The following is a 19780-nucleotide window of genomic DNA, read 5'->3' on the forward strand; positions in this document are numbered from 1 at the left end:
GATCAGCGCAAGGAGATCCTCACACGAGAGCGACTCCAGCCCCGACACGAGACAGAACTCTGCCACAGCCGGATCAGACAGCGCCAACAGCACGCCCACCTGCACGCCGAGCAAAATCACAAGACAGATGAAGGTTTACCGTGTAGCCGCCCCGTGCAATGAGGGCCTCGTTCTTCGTGAGCTGGGCGCGCACCTACGTTGGTATTGCGATGAGCTCTATCGCTGACATTGCGACCCGCCCATTAGAAGCTAGCCGTTGGCCCGAACGAGAGAAATTACTGCGCAGCAATTCAATGCTGAAATCTGAGCAGAAAAGAAATAGCGGGCGACTTACGCTGTGCCAAGCATTGACCCGATGACCTGCGGCTTTGCTACGCCAGAACTATTTTCGGGCAGGCTGGACTATATATCAGGACGCGCCTTCTTTTTCTTGGGGCATCATCCCCTTCGCCTGGCAATATCCCCGCCAGGTAAATAGAGCAGAAGGTACCGATGAAGCAGATCACCTGGAACAGCGTCGGCTTCTGAGTCAGGCCGGCCAACTCGCTTATCACCGCGAGGCACGCGGCAAGCAGTGTCGCGCGCGTCGGCCGCCGGCGCCGCCTCGGCGGCGGGCGGTCTCTGCGTTTGAGGGCCTTTGGCACGCTGCCAAGTATGCCGCCCCGGCATGTGCGTGTGCGACCGATACGGCAACCCTGCCTGCTGACCCGTCCCCACCGGCCCCGCCGACCCAGCGTCGGCGGGGCCGCTTCGCGTTCGGAAGGAGGCGCCCCCCATGTCCCCACCGACACGGCGCCCGCGCCTGCTGGACCTGTTCTGCAAGGCCGGCGGCGCGGGCGCCGGCTACCACCGCGCCGGGTTCGACGTGACCGGCGTGGACATAGTTCCGCAGCCCCGGTACCCGTTCGCGTTCATCCAGGCCGACGCGCTCGACTACCTCGCGCAGCACGGGCACGAATTCGACGCGATCCACGCCTCCCCGCCCTGCCAGCGCTACGCAACGCCCAGCGCATCCGGGGCTGGGAACACCCCGACCTGATCGCACCCACCCACGCCGCGATACCGCCCGGCACCCCCTACGTGATCGAGAACGTCGCCGGCGCCGCAGCGGAACTGCGCGACCCGGTCACGCTGTGCGACGCCATGTTCGGGCTGCGCACCTACCGCCACCGCCTGTTCGAGACCGGCGGCTTCACCCTGCCCCCGCTCCAGCACCCGGCCCACGCCGCGCCCGTCGCCCGGATGGGCCGACCCGTGCGGCCGGGCGAGTTCATGCACATCGTCGGCAACTTCTCCGGCGCGCACCTGGCCCGGCAGGTCATGGAGATGCCCTGGGCCACCCGCGACGACCTGCGCGAAGCCATCCCGCCGGCCTACACCCGCCACATCGGCACCCACCTGCTCACCGAACGAATACACGATGCCCGCCGACCTCGACGCCGAGCGCGCCGTACTCGGCGCCGCGATGCTCTCCGCCTCGGCGCTGGCGGAGATGCGGACCCTGATCGACGGCACCGACTTCTACCGGCCCGCACACGAAACCATCTGGCAGGCCGCCTGCGCCCTCGCCGACACCGGGCGCCGCGTGGACGCGGTCACCCTCGCCGCGACGCTCGGGCCGGACCTGCCCCGCCTCGGCGGCGCGCCGTACCTGCACCAGTGCATGAGCACCGTGCCAACCGCCGCCAACCGCCCGTACTACGCGGAGATTCTGCGGCAGAAGGCGTACGCACGCCGCCTGATCCAAGCCGGACAGCGACTGGCGCAGATGGGACGCACCGAGATCGAGCCGGACCTCAAAGCCGCCGCCCGCGCCGAACTCCAAGCCCTGATCGAGACGGACACGCGCGGCTGGGCCGACCCGGTCCCGCTACGCACGGTCCGCGCCGTCCCGCCGTTCCCGCTCGCCTCCCTGCCGACGTGGGTGCGCGCGAAGGCCGCTGCCGTGGCGCACGAGGCACAGACCCCGGTCGATCTGCCCGGAACCCTCGCCCTGGCCTGCCTGGCCACAGCGGCGGCAGGCAAGGTACGGGTCAACGTGCGCCCCCGCACCGGATGGAGCGAGCCGGCAAACCTGTACCTCGTGTGCGCGCTGCCGCCCGGCTCGCGCAAGAGCCCGGTGTTCAGCTCGATGACCCGCCCGATCCTGGCCGCCGAGAAACAGCTTCAGGAATTCATGGCGCCGCGCATCACCGAGCTTCGCGTGGATCGCAAGGCCGCCGACGAGTACGCCGCCCGCATGGCTGACGCTCTGGCGAAGGCCTCGCCGAGCGGGCGGGACTCGGCCCGCTTCGAAGCGCACGCTGCCGCGCTGGCCGCCGAGGCGATCGTGGTCCCGCACGAGCCGCGCCTGTTCACCGACGACGCTACTCCGGAACAGTTGGCGACGATGCTGGCCGATCAGGGCGGGCGGATGGCGATCCTGTCCGCCGAGTCCGAGATCTTCGAGGTCATCGCAGGCCGCTACTCCGGCAACCCGAACATGAACGTCTTTCTCAAGGGCCACGCCGGAGACGAGATCTGCGTGGACCGCAAAGGCCGCCCCGCCGAGGCGATCGACGACCCGGCCCTGACCCTCGGCATCTGCACCCAACCGGCGGCACTCGCCGCGCTAGCGGCGATTCCCGGCGCCGCCGGACGCGGCCTGCTGGCCCGGTTCTTGTTCTCGGTGCCCGAGGCGAACATCGGGCGCCGGGAAACCAATCCGGTGCCCGCCGACCCTGCCGCGCACACCGATTACGCCTTTAATCTCAGCTCCCTGATCCTGTCGCTGCGGGAGCTGACCGAGCCGATCCACCTGGAATTGACCGCCGACGCGGCTCTTCTGCTTGACGCTGTCGCCGAGGACACCGAGCGCGCGATGGCTCCCGGTGGGGCGCTTGCGCATCTGACCGACTGGGGCGCGAAGGCCACTGGCGCAATGATGCGCATGGCCGCCCTGCTACACCTCGCCGAACACTTCCGCACTGGCTACGACCGGCCGATCAGCCAAGGCACGCTCGCGGCGGCGCACGCCCTGATCGAGTACTACATCGTGTACACGCTCGTCGTCTTCGACACCATGACCACCGACGAAACCAGCGACCGCGCCCGCCACCTGCTCGACTGGGTCCACAACACGGGTGTAGGCCGCTTCAGCGCCCGCGACGCCTTCACCAACCAGCCACGCGGATGCTTCCCCAAGATGAGCGACCTGGAACCCTCGCTCGTCCTGCTCGAACAGCACGGCCACCTGCGGCGCCTCCCGGCTCCACCCACCAACCGGCTGGGCGGGCGCCCGCCCGCCCCGGTCTACGAGGTCCATCCGAACCTCGATCCGTAACACCCCCGGCCGTCACGCACCGCTACCGAGCACGCCGCCCCAATCGCCGCCCTGCCCCCGCCGCATCGCCGCAGAAACCTGCAAAACCGTCCGCGCGAGGTTTTGCAGGTTTCTGCGGCGATGCGGCGACCCCCTGACTCTGCGACAGCACCTCGATCCCGGACACACACGGTAATCACTCGGGAGGTACCGCCATGGCCCGCGACGAACTACTGACCATCTCCGAAATCTGCGCCGAACTGCGCGACGACGGCGGCAAGCCGCTGTCCCGCGCCACCTTCTACCGCTGGCGCACCCTCAACAAGGCGCCGAAGTGCCTCAAGCTGCCCAACGGGCAGATCCGCATCCGCCGGTCCGCCCTGGAGCGCTTCCTCGACCAATGCGCCGAAGCCGCCTGATTCCCTAGCCACTCACCACGGGCCTGGCCCGTACCGAGCACTCCCGCTCACCACGGGCCAGGCCTTTTCCATGCCCATCCGTGAAAGCGAGTCAATAATGGCAACCAGCTACAACGTGCGGATCTGGGCCATTCGCACGCACAAGAACAAGACGAAGAAGGACACTTACTCGCTGCGCTGGATCGTTGAAGGCGCCGCCCGACCGTTCTGCCAGAGCTTTGACACGTTCGGTATGGCCGACAGCTTCAAGTCCCGGCTGACCGTCGCCAAGAGCAACGGCGATTCGATATCGCCGAAGGCTTACCTGTCTCGATGCTGCGTGAGCGGCGCGACGGCAAGACCTGGTACCAACTCGCTGTCGAGTACGTCGATCTGAAATGGGCGAAGCGTGCCGCTGGTTCACGTCGCACGCTGGCCGAATCCCTCGCTACAGTCACTAGTGGCTTGGTCCGTCAGGACAAGCACACAGCAACGCCCGACAACGTGTTCGCCGCCCTGACGCACTGGGCATTCAACAAGCCCGCACGCGAAGCCGGGCCACCACCCGAGGAATACGCTCCGGCAATCCGGTGGATCGAACACAACTCATTGCCACTGTCCGCGCTGATAGACCCGAAGACTGTACGCCAGGCGTACCAGACCATCACGGTGCAGACCAACGGTAAGCCGTTCGCCGCAAACACCTTTAACAGCAAGCGCACCGCACTGACCGGCCCGGTGCGTTACGCCGTGGAAATCGGGTTGCTCGACTCCAACCCGCTCGATCGGATCACGGTCGAACGCCCTCGCGCCGCGACCGGCGTAGACCGCCGCAGCGTGGTCAATACCGAACAAGCCCGCGCCCTCATCCACGCGGTAGCGGATTGCGGCACCAGCGGACCTCGCCTGGTCGCGCTCTTCGCCGTGCTCTACTTCGCCGGATTGCGGCCTAGCGAAGCGCTCGACCTGCGAGCGGACAACTGCGTTCTTCCCGAGACGGGATGGGGCGAGCTGACGTTCGCGAACTCGAACCCGTACAGCGGCGCCGCGTGGACCAACAACGGCGAAAATCGCCAACGCAAAGAGCTGAAACACCGCCCCGGCCTGCCCGGAACTCGTGGCTCATCTGCGCGCGCACCTGGCGACGTTCGGCACGACCCCGGACGGACGGATCTTCCACACCGAAAGGGGCGCCGTCCCGGCGCAGGGCACCTATGACCGCGTGTGGAAGAAAGCCCGCGAGGCCGTGCTCACGCCGGCGCAGGTCGCCTCCCCGCTCGGCAAGCGTCCCTACGACCTGCGGCACGCCTGCCTATCCACCTGGCTCAACGCTGGCGTACACGCACCGCTCGTAGCCGAGTGGGCAGGGCACACCGTCGAGATGCTGCTGTCCACCTACGCCAAGTGCATCCACGACCAAGAGGCCGCCGCCCGCGCCCGCATTGGCGAAGCTCTTGGCGGTATTAACACCGCGACACAGGAGCAGGCCAAGGGCTGATCGCCGTTGTCGCGCCATTGTCGCGAACAGCGCGAGACGATCACCATCACCGACAAACAGTGAGACATGGCGCCACCCCGGCGCCACCCGGTAAACTGCCGCTGAACTGGGGAAAGGCCCCGTCACCTGGAACGCGAAAGGAGCGCCTCAAAAGGGCGCTCCTCAACCAGTGGACCTGAGGGGATTTGAACCCCTGACCCCCTCGATGCGAACGAGGTGCGCTACCGGACTGCGCTACAGGCCCTTGAACGTGTAGAGGCTATCACAGGGGGCGAGCAGCCCCGGAACCCATTATTGCGGGTTCCGGGGCTGCTCGGCGGTCGTGTGGTGTGGGCTGCCGTCCTGTGGGGTCATCCCTGGAGAGGGACGCCCCGCGGGAGGCGGCGTCAACCGTTGGAGGCTTGGCGGAGGTCCGGCACTTCGTGGGCGAAGGCCTGCGCACGGGCACGCGCGGCGGCTGATGCTCGGCGGCGTGCGGTTTCGGTGTGACGGCGCTGGTCGGCCTCTGCCTGTGCCTCCATGCGCGCTGCCTCTGCCTGGGTGGCACGCGCCTGCTCAGCCTCGGCTCGCGCAAGGGCGGCCTCACGGGTCGCCTGTGCTGCTGCTTGCGACTGCGCCGCCGCCGCGCGCTTGGCGGCTCGGGCGGCGACGCGGATCCGCTCGTCGCGGCGCAGACGGGCGATGTATGCCGAGAGCAGGACGGCCGGGATTGCCATCGCCCAGAGGTAACGTACGCCGAGGTCGGCCGAGACGAGTGCGCCAAAGGTGGAGACCGCGAACAGGAGCGCCACGACCCGGCGGCGACGCGCCATGAGGCCCGTGCGCGAGCGCAACTGCGGCTGCATCCGCGTTGCGGTGTGCGGGGACTTCGGAGCCGCCTCGCCACCGCCGATCGAACCCGCCGTGTTGCTGCCCGTGAGCCGGCGCTGGCGCTGGCGCTGGGGTGCAGTCTGCGCACGGGTTGCGTCAGCGCCGCTTTCGGCGATGCGCGCGGTTACCGCGTTCCGTGCCATGGTCGCCGCTACGGCCGCCGTGGCCGCCGCAGGCGCTGCGACCGTGATCGATCGTTTCGTGGGCTTGGCGTTCGGCACGACGCTGTTAGCTGCGGCCTTGCGTGGCTGGGGCTGGGGCTGCCTGGTCGACGGCCTCGCGGTCGTGTGCCTCACGGCGCGTGAGGTCGGCACGAAACCCTGGCCGGCGGCAATCGGGAGCGCCTCCACGGCCTCGGCTCCCCTGGCTCCCTCGGCTTCGCTCGGCCGCGCCCAACGACGCTCGAATGCCTCCTTGTTCGCCAGCACCTTGATGGCTGCCGCGTACCGCTGCGTCTCACGAGCCCGGTTAAGCTCGTCCTCGCGGCGCAGCCACATGGGGACGAGGTACACCGCCCACGCCCCGACGATGATCGCGTAGATGACGCCGCTGCTGCTCATAACGCAACGGTAGGGTCAACGCCCCGGCCAATGCGGCTGATTATCGGCGTGTCGACAGGAAAAGATGCGACTGATCTGACTACTGAGATTTTCGACATCGCGGTGTACCCCACGGCCGAGGGCACCATGCAGAGCGTCATCCGATCGGGTCAATCGACAAGTATGGAAGTCGGGATTAGCGCGATATCAGACCATACGCGATCTAGTCATACGGAGTGACTCGCCTGGACTTTGCGCCAGCGATTGACCATTCCCTCGGGCACTTCGGCTGCGGTCAGCGCGTAGGCGATGTGGTCTCGCCAACCGCCGTCGATGTGAAGATAGCTCTGACGCAGTCCTTCCTCGCGGAAGCCCAGCTTCTCCGCCACCCGTCGGCTCGGCGCGTTTTCCGGGCGGATGTTCACCTCGACGCGGTGCAGACCGACCACCTGGAAGCAGTGGTCCACCGCGAGTGCAAGCGCGGTGGGAATGATGCCGCGGCCTGCGACACGCTCGTCCACCCAGTAGCCGATATGGGCCGAACACAGCGAACCCCACGAGATGCCCGCGACATTCAACTGTCCGACCATACGGGCGCGCTCACCTGTCTGAGGGTCCGCATACCAGACGTTGAACGGCATCATGCGCCCTGCCACGGCTTCACGGCGCCCCCGGCGCACGAGCTCACGATACGTGAGCCTGCGCACGTAGGGCGTGTCCGGGGGCACCGTCGCCTCCCATTGCGCGAGCCAGGCGCGATTACGTGTCTGAAGCTCCTGCCACGCGCGGCCATCACGCACCGACGGAGGGCGCAGACTCACCGCCCCCTCACGCAGCACGATCGGATAGCCGCGCACGGCCTAGGCTCCGCCTCCCGGCTTGTGGTCCCCGCCGGCCAGTTGGTCGAGCGCGTGGCCAAGTATCGGCAACAGCACCGCAAGGCCGTCTTTTACGCCCCCGCTCGAACCGGGGAGATTGACAATCAAGGTACGGCCAGCAACACCGGCCAGGCCACGCGAAAGCGCTGCGGTAGGCGTCTTCTCCCTGCCCAACGCACGGATCGCCTCGGCAATACCGGGCACCTCGTAGTCCAAGACTCGGCGTGTGATCTCAGGAGTCCGGTCGGTGGGAGAGATGCCGGTGCCTCCAGTCGTGACGATTACGTTTGCGCCGTCACTTACGGCGCTGCGTAAAGCGTCCTCCACGGGTTCGCCGTCAGGCACGACGCGAGGAGCGCCAACGTCATGTCCAGCCTGTGTAAGGGCACCGACGATCAGCGGACCAGTGGTATCCGCATAGACACCGGCAGCGGCGCGGTTGGAAACCGTGACCACGACGGCATAAGCCATGGGTGCCCTTTCTCCCCGTACGCGGCTGGCTTAACGTGACACCGTAACGCTGTCAGCCGCGGAAGCTTAGCGCGTCCAGTCGCCGCTGAGACCACCCGACTTCGATTCGACGCGAACGTCTGACAGGATCGCAGCCGGATCGACAGCTTTGACCATGTCGATCAGGGTGAGGCCGGCGATCGTCACAGCCGTCAGCGCCTCCATCTCGACCCCGGTGCGGTCGGCTGTCTTCACCCGAGCGCGGATCTCCACGGCCCCGTCGACTACGTCAAGGTCGATCGACACGCTGGCGATGCCGATGGGATGGCAGAGCGGGATGAGGTCAGACGTGCGCTTGGCGCCCTGGATACCCGCGATCCGGGCGACCGCGAGCGCGTCCCCTTTGGGGACGCCCGCCCCGCGCAGCAGACTGACGACCTGCTCAGAAACCAGGACGCGACCCGAGGCTTCGGCGGTGCGCGCGGTGATCGGCTTCTCCGCGACGTCAACCATCCGAGCCGCCCCCGAAGAGTCCAGATGAGTGAAATGGCCTGATTTTCCACGTCGACTGGCCTCACTAGGATCGCCGTGACCAAGGCTACCGCTATCCGCGCGCGCCTCGCGTCCCTCGCCAGAATTGGTACCGATGTCGGCACTGTTCACGGCTATCGCTCCCCCATCATCGCCAATACTTCGCGCGCCTCGTCGAGCAGCACGACCGAGACGAGGTCACCGGCTTGGACCCGAGTCTGCTCTTCGGGCACCGAGATCAGGCAGTTCGCCTGCGCGAGACCGCCCATCAGGTGCGAACCCGCTCCACCGACCGGACGCACCTCGATCCGGCCGCCGGACCCGGCCGGACCGACAACGCCGCGGGCGAACTGCCGCCTGCCCCCGGGCGAGCCGAAACCGGCCGTGCAGATCGCGTCGACGACCGGATGGTGCAGGTCATCCTCATAGCCCGCCAGCTTCCGGATCGCGGGCCGCACGAACAGTTCGAAGCTCACGTACGCGGACACCGGGTTGCCAGGCAGCGTGAAAATCGGGATTTCATCCGGACCCACCACACCGAATCCTTGCGGCATACCGGGCTGCATGGCCACGCGATCGAACTCGACCGTGCCTAAGCCGGAGAGGGCCTCCTTAACCACGTCGTACGCCCCGACGCTGACACCGCCTGTGGTGACTACGAGGTCCGCGCGCACCAGCTGATCTTCGATGGTGTCCAGCAACAGTTTGGGGTCGTCCGCCACCACGCCGACGCGATAGACAATCGCTCCGGCCTCACGCGCCGCCGCCGACAACGTGTAACCGTTGGCGTCAGGGATCTGCCCCGGCCCGGGTTCCACACCGGGTTCGACTAGTTCGGAACCGGTCGAGATGACGACGACACGCGGGCTCGGCCGGACCGCGACGAGATCCCGGCCCACAGCCGCGAGCAGGCCGATCTGGCGCGCGCCGAGCACGGTTCCGACGGTCAGCAGAGTCTGACCGCGCTGGATGTCCTCCCCCATGTGCCGGACGTGCCCGCCATGCTCCGGGACGCGATGGACCCGCACAGTGCCCTCAGACCAGCCGTCGGTCCACTCCACCGGGACGATGGCGTCCGCACCGCGAGGGACCGGTGCACCAGTCATGATCCGGGCACATTCACCGGGACCGATCTCAGCCTCGGTGGCGGTACCGGCCGGAATGTCCTGAGTCACCGTCAACACGGCCGGGCTCTCCTGATCGGCGCCGACGACGTCGATACGCCGCACGGCGTATCCGTCCATCGCAGAGTTGTCGAACAGCGGCACGTCACGAGGTGCGACGACGTCTTCCGCCAATCGGTGCCCATGGGCGTCGAGCAGATGCTGCTCAAAGGGTGGTAGTGGCTGGATCCTGGCGAGCACGCTCGCCAAATGGTCATCGACGCTGCGCATCGGATCGCTGTGTTCGTGAACGTCGTGCACGTGAGCGTCATGCATCTGGTGAGCGCTGTGCACGTCATGAACATCGTGCTTCTCATGAACGCTGTGCTCTTCGTGAACGCCGTGCTGTTCGGTGGGACCTTGGTCGCTGCTCGGACTCATCCCGCCGCTCATCGCCACTCCGTCAGTCGGAAAATCCCTTCGCGACGAATCCCTCAAGCCACTCGCGGAAGCCCGGCCCGAGGTCGTCGCGTTCACACGCCAACTTGACGATGGTACGCAGATAGTCGGCCCTATCCCCGGTGTCATAGCGCCGTCCGTTGAACAGGACGCCATGCACGGGTCCGCCGATCGAGGGATCTGTGGCCAGGGTGCGCAGGGCGTCGGTCAACTGGATCTCGCCGCCGCGGCCCGGCTGTGTCTCACGCAGCACGTCGAACACCGCCGGCGCGAGGACATAGCGGCCGATGATCGCAAGATTCGACGGCGCGGTCCCGGTCGGTGGCTTCTCCACCAAGTCGGTGACGCGGACCAGGTCCGACTTCCCCTCGACCGGTAGCGTCGCGGCGCAGCCGTACAGGTGAATTTGGTCGGGCTCCACCGCGATCAGCGCGATGACGGACCCGCCGTATTGCTTCTGGACGTCGATCATCCGGGACAGCAGCGGGTCACGTGGGTCGATCAGGTCGTCACCAAGCAGTACCGCGAACGGCTCATCGCCGACGTGCGGCGCGGCGCACAGCACAGCGTGCCCAAGGCCACGCGGGTCGCCTTGGCGCACGTAGTGCACGGCCGCGAGTTCACTCGAAGCGCGCACCGCGGCGAGACGTTCACGGTCGCCCTTGGCCTCAAGCGCTCCCTCAAGCTCGTAAGCCCGGTCGAAGTGGTCCTCGACCGGACGCTTGTTGCGCCCGGTGATCATCAGGACGTCGTCGAGACCCGCGGCGACCGCCTCTTCGACCACGTACTGGATGGCCGGCTTGTCGATGACCGGCAGCATCTCCTTAGGCGTGGCCTTGGTTGCGGGCAGGAAGCGGGTACCGAGTCCCGCAGCCGGTATCACCACTTTTCGCAGGTGCGTCGGTCTGCCTGAACGGCCGACCGTGGACGCCTCTGATTCGTTAGACATGTGCTGACTGTAGCGGGGGACACGTCAACGAGACGTGGCGTCAGCATGAAGTCCAGGCGTGTCCGTTACCCCAGGCACCATCCATGTGTTGCCGCCTGCTTGCTTAGCCTCGGCCAGCGCCTCATCAGCGGCCCTGATCAGCGTCGCGGCATGCGTACCGGCGTCTGGGAAGACCGCCGCACCGATCGAGATGGTCAACCGGATCTCTGTCGCCTGAGGTGACGCGACAGGTGCGGACGGCGCTTCGCCGGAGGTGGACGGACCAGTTGACGCAGCAAAAGTAGACACAGCAGCAGAGACAGCAGAAGCCGCCAAGACGGGACTGTTGATCGAGATCACGGAGTCCACCGGCACCTTGCGGGCCACATAACACAACCGCTCGGCGACGACCGCTGCACCCTGTGGTCCGGTGTCCGGAAGCAGCACCACAAACTCCTCGCCGCCATAACGTGCGAAGGTGTCGAAGGAGCGGATTTCGAGCGCCAGCCGTTGGGCGAGTTCGCGCAGCACAGCTGAGCCGGCTTGGTGCCCGTGTGCCGCGTTCACCGCGCGGAAGCAGTCCACGTCGCACATCAGCAGCGTGAGCGGCCGGTCGACCCGCCGCGCCCGCTCGACTTCGAGCGCAAGTGTGTCTTGTAGGTAGCGATGATTCCAGACCCCGGTGACCGGGTCGGTCGCGGAGAGCCGCTCCAGGCTGGACCTGCCCTGCTCCAGGCCGCTGAGCGCCCGCCGCATCGCGTCGAGTTCAGCCGCGGACTTGGCCGAGGCATCGCGTAACCGGTCGGCGAGTCGCGCCACCGCGACGGCGAGAACGACACAGACCGCCCCGAGAATGACCAGGCCCCACTCTGTCGCCGTCATAGCCGTTCCGGCACCGGTCCCTTCCCGCAGCACAACGGTGAGCAGTTATTGCGGCAGGCTGGTCCGGTGAGTACTCGCTCCGCCCCCGACACACACCGGCTGGTCACGCGCCGCGAAGCGGCAGGTGCCAGCCTGAACACGTTATGGGACCCAGAATGCCCAAGAGCGCCAACGACAAAGCCACAGCGAGATCACGTTTCGTGAACGATCGCCTCACACTGGGTAACCATCCGCTGCGCAAAGCGTCGTCAGCGTTAACACAGCGCCTGTTACAGGCCCCTGAACTGCAAGTATCCGCATCAGGCCACGTCATGACGGTATGCGCGTACGCGTCATTCGGCACCGAACCAGACACGGCGGAACTGATAGATGCACTCGGGGCACGCGGCATCCGGGTGCTGTTGCCGATCCTTTTACCAGATTCCGACCTCGAATGGGCAGTTTACAACGGTCGGTTCGTATCTGGGCGCCTTGGCTTGAGCGAACCAGCAGGTGAACGGCATGGCGTAGACGCGATTCGCAATGCTGACAGCGTGCTCGTCCCGGCTCTGGCCGTGTCCTCAACCGGCTACCGACTCGGGCGTGGCGGAGGCTCGTACGATCGCGCGTTAGCCCGTCTGACGATGCGTAAGGCAGTCGCAGCACAGCACTCTGAGCAAGGTCGACGCCCGTGGGTCTGCGCGCTCGTCTACGACAACGAACTAGACGCCACATTTCCCGTAGATCCGCACGATCAACCTGTGGACGCTGCGTGCAGCCCAAACCACCTCGTGCGATTCGACGCCTTATGACGAAGACGTGGACGGTAACGGTGACGAAGTCGGCGACGATGATGAGGACGAGGAGTCGCCCGGTTCAAGGGTCAGGGTCGCTATCGTCGCGGCTTTGACCGCAGCCGCGCTGTATGCCCAGGGCAGGGTCTCGCCTGCGGCCCACAGTGGGGCCTGGTCGAGGTAGTTGGCATCGTCGACATGGCCGGATTCGCCTGTTTGGTTGACCCAACGAGAGCGGTCGAAGTCGCCGATGTCGACGATCATCCGCATCGAGGGCGCGACGGTGACGTCGTAATTGTCATTGGACAGGTCCCAGCTGGTCGCGTCGACCAGGGCGGAGCCACCGGCCAGTTGCTCGGCCCGGCCGTTGATCAGCCACTTCACGATCCCGGGGCCGTTGGTGCCGAGGGTCTGCTCGGTCGGGGTGAGCGTGTGCAGCCGTCCCCAAGTCCACTTGGAGACGTCCTTGCCAAGCCGCGCGGTCAGGTCGAGTCTGGCCTTCTTGAGCGCGGCCGTCAGGATGGCGTCGCGGGTCTCACGCTCCGGCGTCTTCGGGTTGTCCCACCACTGGCTGTCCGGCCGGTTGATGATCGACTCGACGACGGCGAACCACCGATCTCCGCCATCGAAGCCGAGGACGGACAGATCGACTCCGGTCGGCAGCTTCGTGCCGAAGGTCATCTTGAGGATTTCGGACCATACGGCGTTGTAGTACGCAGCCGCGCCTGAGGTCGCCGGCTGCGTGTAATCCCAGTGCTTGAGCAGGTTCTGCGCCGGCTTCGTAAAGGCGTCGGTCTTGAGCTGAAGCAGGTAGGGGACGAGTAGGGCAGCCTCGGGGTTATAGCTGTCGTTCTGGATGGATGCCATGTCCGACACAGTCACCTTGTGGCCGTTGGCGGTGAGGCGCTGGATGTCCTGCGTGATGCGCTGCGCGCGGTAGCCGTAGTCCCAGTCCGTGGTGAGCGTGTACGGGTACGTGGGGTCGACGACCGCGTTGTTGGCCGTGACGATGAAGCCCTGACTGGGGTTCAACTCGTTGGGCAGTGCGGAGAACGGGATGTAGCCGGTCCAGTCGTACTGATCGGTCCAACCGGGGACGGGCCAGCGTCCGTCCCCGTTCTTGCGGATCGGGATCCGTCCGGGCGCCTGGTAGCCGATGTTGCCTTGCGTGTCCGCGTAGGTCAGGTTCTGGGCCGGAACGGTGAAGTCGGCCGCGGCGGCGCGGAAATCGGTCCAGTTCGCGGCGCGGTCGAGTTCGAACAGCGCGTCCATCGTCGGGTTGACCTGCAATGCAGTCCACTGCAACGCAACACCGTACTGAATCCCCGGTGCCGCGCCCTGGGCCGGATCACCGTTGCGCGCGGCCGGAGCCTGCTTGCCCACGAGCTTGTCCGTCGATGAGACGTCCGAGATCAGGGGGCCGTGACGCGTCGAGCGGACGGTGATAGTGACTGATTGCTGCCCTGCGACGTCGATGGTCTCCTGGTGCTCGCTGAGCTGATACTCCTTGCCGTCGTACAGGTAGTCCTCGCCGTCGATCTTCTCCAGGTACAGATCGCTGACGTCGGCGCCCTCGTTGGTGAAGCCCCAGGCGACGTTCTCGTTGTGGCCGATGACGACGCCGGGCATGCCCGGGAACGAGTAGCCGGAGACGTCGTACTGACACTGCGGTCCGGTCGTGATGCAGTGCAGGCCCATCTGGTACCAGACCGAGGGCAGCGACGGCGACAGGTGCGGATCGTTTTCCAGCAGCGGCTTACCGGTCGCGGTCAGCGTGCCGGACACCACCCAGGAGTTCGAGCCGACGCCACTGCCCGCCGGGTCTGCCGGACCGAGCACCGAGGGGATCTGCGAGAGCAGTTGCGACAGCTCGGAGAGTTTGTCCTGCGCGGCCTTCGGCAGCGCGGCCGACGGCGTGGCGTTCTGTTCATATGTTGATCCGACGAGTGCACCCTGTGTGACGATCGTCGGGTGGGTGGAGTATGAGTACGAGGGGTAAAGCTGCTCGATTTGGTCCACGGACAGCGTTTGGGTGAGAAGCGAGCGCGAGATCTCGTCATCGACATTGGCGCGCAGGTCCCAGGCCATCGCTTCGATCCAAGCGACCGAGTCGATCGGCGTCCACGGCGCTGGCCTGTAGTTGCTCACGGTGCCGACCAAGGGTGCACCGATGATCGTGTACTCGATGGACAGCGAAGATCCACCGGGATGCGCGGCGATGTAGTCGTTGACACCTTGGGAGTACGACTGGAGGAACTGCTTCGTCTCCGGCTTCAGCTGTGGGTACGTCTGTTCGGCTACGGTGCGCCATCCGAGTGTTCGTACGAACTCGTCGGTGGTCAATGCACCCGATCCGAGTAGCGACGACAGTGTTCCCGACGTGATGTGCCGATTGACATCCATCTGCCAGAAGCGGTCCTGCGCCTGCACATACCCGTCGGCGACGAAGAGGTCCGAGGATGTCTGCGCGTAGATCTGCGGGATGCCGTTGACGTCGCGCTGCACGGTGACCGGTGCGGACAACCCGGCGATGTTGAGCGTTCCCGAGGTCTGCGGATACGAGGCGTGCAGCGCGTCCGTGAACGCCCACGCACCGGCGGCGGTTCCAATGAGTACGACCACCACGAAGCCGACGGCGACGGCGAGCAACGCCCTGAGCTTGGTCAGCCCCCAAAGCTTGCCTTTACCCGCCGCCTTGTCGCGCCCACCCCCCGCGTTCCCCGCAGGGGCCTGTGCAAGGTCTCCGGCTCCCGCAGTCACCTCCACTTCGGCAGCCAGAGCTCCACCGGCGCCAGCGCTCTCAGGCACCGACGCCTCGTTCTCCTGAATCTCCTGGTCGCCCGCGCCATCCACCTCAGCGCCAGCGTCTGCCACTCCCACGGCTGCCGTCTCACCTGCCTCGCCCGCCTGGTCCTGAACCAGCGGCTGCGCGGCAGACTCCGTCGGCTCGGGCACGCTCGCCTCGGGCGTGCTCACCTCCGGCTGCGCGTCCGAGGGCTGAGCTGCCGAGGGGTGAATCGCTGACATCGGCCATTCCTTGCGGGTGGGGCGGTGGCTTGCGGTTCGGTGCCTGGTGATCCGGCGCGAATCCGCCTCGGGGCCACACCCTACGGCCTTGGCAGGCTCTTCGAAACGACCGGTTCGCGGGCCCGGGAACCCCGGCGCGGTCCGCAGACCGTCAGGCCTCGCCACGGAGACCTCGCCAGCTCTATCAGGGGTCTGCTACCTTGGGACGGTTCCGCGGTTCTCTCGTGGTCGGGCCACCACGCCGCCAGGGCGACGCGCCGTCAAGCACGCGCCGGCCAGCCTCGCGAGTGGCACACTGATGAGATGGGTCGACTCGGTTGACCTGGCGCGGACGGAAAGGTGGGCCGATGGCGGGTCAGCTGGTGGGCCGACACGACGCACCCACGCTCGCGGGCGCGGAGGGCGCGCGCGGAACCGAGGCGGGGCGCGGAGCGGAGAGCGTGCGCTCATCACTGCTCTCGCGTGCCGGAATGCTCCTCGGTACCTCGCTCGACACCGGCCGCACTCTCGCCGCGATCGCCGAATTGCTCGTGCCGTCCTTCGCCGATCAGTGCGTGGTGGACCTGCTCGACGACTCGGGGAATCTGCGCCGCGCGGTGACGGTCCGTATGGACCACGCGCGGGCCCGCCGGACGAGTTCGCCGAGTGTCGCGGACCGCCGAATCGCCTATCCGAGCGAACATCCATGCGCCATCGCGTTGCGTACAGGCCGTCCCGCACTAGCTAAGACGTCGAAGCCGTCCACGCCGACGGCGCCCGTGCCCCGACCGGCGACTGGTGGCCACCCGCTGCTGACCGATGCGGCGGCAGTGATAGCGGTTCCTCTACTCGGCCCGCGCGGTATCAAGGGCGTACTCGCCGTCGCCGCTGACTCCCCGGACCGCAGCTTCGCGCAGAACGACGTAGAGCTGGTCGAGGAGGTCGCCGCGCGGGCCGGGTTCGCGCTGGAGAACGCGGCGCTCTACGAGAGCATGCGCTCGCTCGCACTGGCGTTGCAGCACTCGCTGCTTCCCTCGCATCTGCCGGTGATCGACGGCGCTGCGGTCCAGGTCGGCTACAACCCGGGCGACGAGTCCGATGTCGGCGGCGACCTCTACGACGTGATGGAGCTCTCGTCCGGCCGCATCGGAATCGCGATCGGTGACGTTCAGGGACGCGGTGCGCACGCGGCTGCGGTCATGGGCCAACTGCGGGCGGCGCTGCGGGCGTACGCCGTGCTCGACCTCGAACCCGCACAGGTGCTCACCCATCTGGACGACCTGGTGCAGGGCCTGAACGAGGCGCTCCTCGTGACGTGTGTGTACGCGGTCTACGACCCGTTCACTCGCGAGTGCGTACTCGCGAACGCCGGACATCCGCCGCCCCTGCTCTCAGGCGCGCACGGTTGTCACCCGATGGAGGTACCCCCAGACGTACCACTCGGCGTCGGTGGCATCGCCTTCAACGACCATGCATTCATCGTCGCGCCCGGAGACACGATCGTGCTCTACACCGACGGTGTCGTGGAGCGGCGCGGGCAGTCGGTGGACCAAGGTGTCCGCGCGTTGTGCGACGCCCTCGAAATGATCGGCCCGGGAGCGTCGCCGGCGGCGTTGTGCCGTGCGACCCTCCGCGCATCGTCGGGACCGTTGGACGACGATCGCGCCGTGCTGGCGATGCGGACCGATCTGGACCCCCTGCCGCTTTGGCGCATCGACCTGCCGGCCGAGCCCGCTTCGCCGTCGGCCGCACGCACCCATGCCCGTTCGGTGCTGCGCGAGTGGTCGAGCGAGGAGCTTTCCGAGACCGTCGAACTGCTGGTCTCCGAGCTGGTGACCAACGCGGTACGGCACGCCTCAGGTCCGGGCCCGACGCCGCGCGGCCCGGCGTTCGACGAGTCGTCGCCGTATACCCTCCCGCAGGATCCGGACGGAGTCGGCGATCACGAGTTCGACCTCGCGGCTCTGGAGCGAGCGCTGCTAGGCGAGGCGGCCCCGGACGGCCTGCTCGACAATGCCGTCCTCGACGGCGCGGTTGCGGCGTTACGTACCGACCGCCGGATAGAGGTCGTGATGCGACGCGGCGGCTCGTCGCTCTGGGTCGAGGTGCACGACCAAGACGTCCGCACCCCGCGCGTGCGAACGGCATCGGCGAACGACGAAGGCGGCCGGGGACTGTTCCTCGTAGATCAGCTCTCCCGCCGCTGGGGTGTACGCCCGACGCCGACCGGCAAGGCGGTCTGGTTCCAGCTGCCGCTGAAGAACTAGGCCTGAGCACTAGGCCTGCCCGAAATCCACCTGAGCAATAGCCGACTTGCGCGTACCTGACATGCCCACGGTCACCAGCGCCGTCGCAGATCTAGGCCAACGATGGCACTGCGTACCCGCTCCCCCACTCGGTTCACGCTCACCCGGCACGCCAGACGCCTGCCCAACTCGCCGGTGATCGCCAGAGTTACGCGCTACGCCGCGGCGGACGGACTGCTGCTGCCACTGCCGCTCTTCGCCGAAGATCCCGAACTCGACGAGTCAGAAGACGAGGTCGTGGACGAGGAGGAGGAAGAAGAGGGCGCGCTGTCCTTCGAGCCGCCGCCAGAGCTGTTCTTGCCGTTCGAAGCGGAGGACGACCTGCTGTCAGTCCGATAAAAGCCGGAGCCCTTGAAGACGATCCCGACCGCGGAGTAAACCTTCCGCAGCGTGCCCTGGCAGTTCGGGCAGATGGTGAGGGGGTCGTCGCTGAACTTCTGGACGGCCTCGAGACCTTCACCGCACTCGGTGCACTGGTACTGGTACGTCGGCACGGGGTCAGCTCCTGGGCTAGCACTCAACCTCTACGAGTGCCAATCTTGCGACATCCGGGCCACCTCTGTCCACTGGACTGCCCTACGGCAGTCCGCCGCCGTGCCCGCTCGCCTCACCGAGTCACCCGGATTCAGCGGAAATGATGCCAAAAAACATCTTCCTGTGGATAACTTCAAAACCACCGCCATTTGTCAGTGCGACCGTCCATCCTGGATCTAGATCGACAGTCGACAGCCGGACCGATCGAGAGCCGCGACGGCACCGGAGTGTCGCAGCACCGAAATGACCAGGATGGAAGGCGAGGAAATCCCGTGTACCCCACCCAGCACCACCCCGCACGCGACTACGCACACCAGCCCTACGCTCGCTCCGCTGCTTCGGAGTACCCGAACGACATCCGCCCACTGATCACCCGCCACAGGTTACGTCGCCAACGTCGACGCAAGGCCGCCACGCTGCTCACTGGCGCATCGATAGCCCTGGGCGCCGCCGCGCTGCGAACGCCAAACGCATCAGCTCACAGCCCGAAGGCTTCAGCGCCGATAACTAACGCGTGCTGGCTACCCGCACACGAACCAGCCGCCACGCTGAACCCCTCACCGGACTGACCACATCCCACGGCGACAGCAGCAGCTGCCTGCACGCAATAGCCTGTCAGCACCCATGAGGTAACCAGCCGAGCTCAGCGACACACTGACTAACGTTCCGAGAGCTCAAGCCGATGCCTCACGCCACTATCCAATGCCACAACCCGCGATACGACCGACCACGATCCGAGCCTCTGCGACGACAACCGCACGCCCCAGAGGCTCGCCCGCCATTCGTCGATTCCCTACCGGCGTGACGACGTCGGCGTCAGTCGCCGTGGTGGGGCGGACGGTCGCGCAGAAAGCGTTCCAAGTCGTCGGGATCCGCTCCACCCGATGCATCGGCCCAGGTGCGTTCGCCCCAACCGAGGTCGGTGTCGTCCCGAGTCTGTTCTAGCCCCGAGGAGGAGGTGAGGACCGGCAGTTCGTCGCGTCCCCAGGACTCATCCCAGTCGTCTTCCCAGTCACCCATAGCGTGCCCATAGTAGCCCGAGCCGTTAAACGCCAGGTGGCAGTGGAGCGGCGTCGCCGTGCCACGAATGCCACAAACGGGCGTACGCTCCGTCGGCGTCCATCAACTCCCGATGCGAGCCCAACTCGGCAATTCTGCCATCCTCGACCACCGCGACCCGGTCCGCGTCGTGGGCGGTGTGCAGGCGGTGGGCGATCGCGATCACCGTGCGACCGTCGAGCACGGCTGAAAGCGAACGCTCCAAGTGACGGGCGGCACGCGGGTCGAGCAGCGAGGTCGCCTCGTCGAGCACGAGAACCTTCGG

The 19780-nt window shown here is 66.7% G+C and carries 17 protein-coding genes, 1 tRNA gene and 2 pseudogenes; 8 read left to right on the forward strand and 12 right to left on the reverse strand.

Annotation, left to right across the window (positions count from 1 at the left end; genetic code table 11):
* Positions 1-775: 775 nt before the first annotated feature.
* The 6 genes and pseudogenes from VGS97_RS29365 to VGS97_RS01260 all read left to right on the forward strand — a co-directional run.
* Positions 776-1404: pseudogene (locus VGS97_RS29365) on the forward strand (SAM-dependent methyltransferase); the annotation flags it as partial.
* 16 nt (positions 1405-1420) lie between these two features.
* Positions 1421-3322 (forward strand): DUF3987 domain-containing protein, encoded by a 1902-nt coding sequence (locus tag VGS97_RS01240; RefSeq protein WP_326851268.1) that lies wholly within the window; start codon positions 1421-1423, stop codon positions 3320-3322.
* 194 nt (positions 3323-3516) lie between these two features.
* On the forward strand, positions 3517-3720 hold the full coding sequence (locus VGS97_RS01245; RefSeq protein ID WP_326851269.1) for a helix-turn-helix domain-containing protein: 204 nt from the start codon (positions 3517-3519) through the stop codon (positions 3718-3720).
* A 97-nt stretch (positions 3721-3817) separates the two neighbouring features.
* Complete coding sequence (locus tag VGS97_RS01250) at positions 3818-4096, forward strand: hypothetical protein (RefSeq protein WP_326851270.1); 279 nt, start codon at positions 3818-3820, stop codon at positions 4094-4096.
* A complete protein-coding gene (locus VGS97_RS01255) occupies positions 4033-4917 on the forward strand; it encodes a hypothetical protein (RefSeq protein WP_326851271.1) in 885 nt (294 codons plus the stop codon). The genes VGS97_RS01250 and VGS97_RS01255 overlap by 64 nt, the downstream gene beginning before the upstream one ends.
* Before the next feature lie 4 nt (positions 4918-4921).
* On the forward strand, positions 4922-5197 hold the full coding sequence (locus tag VGS97_RS01260; protein WP_326851272.1) for a hypothetical protein: 276 nt from the start codon (positions 4922-4924) through the stop codon (positions 5195-5197).
* A 170-nt stretch (positions 5198-5367) separates the two neighbouring features.
* Here the strand turns inward: VGS97_RS01260 and VGS97_RS01265 are convergent.
* The 8 genes from VGS97_RS01265 to VGS97_RS01300 all read right to left on the reverse strand — a co-directional run bounded on the left by VGS97_RS01265 (position 5368) and on the right by VGS97_RS01300 (position 11837).
* Positions 5368-5441: transfer RNA gene (locus VGS97_RS01265), tRNA-Ala, on the reverse strand.
* Positions 5442-5583: 142 nt separating this feature from the next.
* Positions 5584-6627: a hypothetical protein gene (locus tag VGS97_RS01270; protein WP_326851273.1), complete on the reverse strand. Its 1044-nt coding sequence runs from the start codon at positions 6625-6627 to the stop codon at positions 5584-5586.
* A gap of 206 nt (positions 6628-6833) precedes the next feature.
* Positions 6834-7448 (reverse strand): GNAT family protein, encoded by a 615-nt coding sequence (locus tag VGS97_RS01275; protein WP_349261936.1) that lies wholly within the window; start codon positions 7446-7448, stop codon positions 6834-6836.
* An 18-nt stretch (positions 7449-7466) separates the two neighbouring features.
* Positions 7467-7955, reverse strand: coding sequence for a MogA/MoaB family molybdenum cofactor biosynthesis protein (locus VGS97_RS01280; protein ID WP_326851275.1), 489 nt, complete (start codon positions 7953-7955; stop codon positions 7467-7469).
* Positions 7956-8021: 66 nt separating this feature from the next.
* Positions 8022-8582: a cyclic pyranopterin monophosphate synthase MoaC gene (gene moaC, locus VGS97_RS01285; RefSeq protein ID WP_414641614.1), complete on the reverse strand. Its 561-nt coding sequence runs from the start codon at positions 8580-8582 to the stop codon at positions 8022-8024.
* 17 nt (positions 8583-8599) lie between these two features.
* A complete protein-coding gene (gene glp, locus VGS97_RS01290) occupies positions 8600-9859 on the reverse strand; it encodes a gephyrin-like molybdotransferase Glp (RefSeq protein WP_349261937.1) in 1260 nt (419 codons plus the stop codon).
* 172 nt (positions 9860-10031) lie between these two features.
* Entirely contained in the window at positions 10032-10976 is a 945-nt protein-coding gene (galU, locus tag VGS97_RS01295) for a UTP--glucose-1-phosphate uridylyltransferase GalU (RefSeq protein ID WP_326851277.1), read from the reverse strand.
* 24 nt (positions 10977-11000) lie between these two features.
* A complete protein-coding gene (locus tag VGS97_RS01300; RefSeq protein ID WP_326851278.1) occupies positions 11001-11837 on the reverse strand; it encodes a GGDEF domain-containing protein in 837 nt (278 codons plus the stop codon).
* 155 nt (positions 11838-11992) lie between these two features.
* Here VGS97_RS01300 and VGS97_RS29370 point away from each other — a divergent pair, with 155 nt between their 5' ends.
* Positions 11993-12628, forward strand: coding sequence for a 5-formyltetrahydrofolate cyclo-ligase (locus VGS97_RS29370; RefSeq protein ID WP_349261934.1), 636 nt, complete (start codon positions 11993-11995; stop codon positions 12626-12628).
* Here the strand turns inward: VGS97_RS29370 and VGS97_RS01305 are convergent.
* A complete protein-coding gene (locus VGS97_RS01305) occupies positions 12623-15637 on the reverse strand; it encodes a penicillin acylase family protein (protein WP_326851279.1) in 3015 nt (1004 codons plus the stop codon). The two genes, VGS97_RS29370 and VGS97_RS01305, sit on opposite strands and share 6 nt — an antisense overlap.
* Positions 15638-15984: 347 nt before the next feature.
* On the opposite strand from VGS97_RS01305, the gene VGS97_RS01310 reads away from it, so the two are divergent.
* Complete coding sequence (locus tag VGS97_RS01310; protein ID WP_326851280.1) at positions 15985-17883, forward strand: ATP-binding SpoIIE family protein phosphatase; 1899 nt, start codon at positions 15985-15987, stop codon at positions 17881-17883.
* Positions 17884-18077: 194 nt separating this feature from the next.
* On the opposite strand, the gene VGS97_RS29375 is transcribed toward VGS97_RS01310, so the two are convergent.
* The 3 genes and pseudogenes from VGS97_RS29375 to VGS97_RS01330 all read right to left on the reverse strand — a co-directional run.
* Entirely contained in the window at positions 18078-18416 is a 339-nt protein-coding gene (locus VGS97_RS29375) for an FmdB family zinc ribbon protein (RefSeq protein ID WP_349261935.1), read from the reverse strand.
* Between the two features lie 856 nt (positions 18417-19272).
* Positions 19273-19476: a hypothetical protein gene (locus tag VGS97_RS01325; RefSeq protein ID WP_326851281.1), complete on the reverse strand. Its 204-nt coding sequence runs from the start codon at positions 19474-19476 to the stop codon at positions 19273-19275.
* 25 nt (positions 19477-19501) lie between these two features.
* A pseudogene (locus VGS97_RS01330) lies at positions 19502-19780 on the reverse strand (ABC transporter ATP-binding protein); the annotation flags it as partial.

This window comes from Actinocrinis sp. (assembly GCF_035946395.1).
In the GTDB taxonomy this organism is placed as follows: Bacteria; Actinomycetota; Actinomycetes; order Streptomycetales; family Catenulisporaceae; genus Actinocrinis.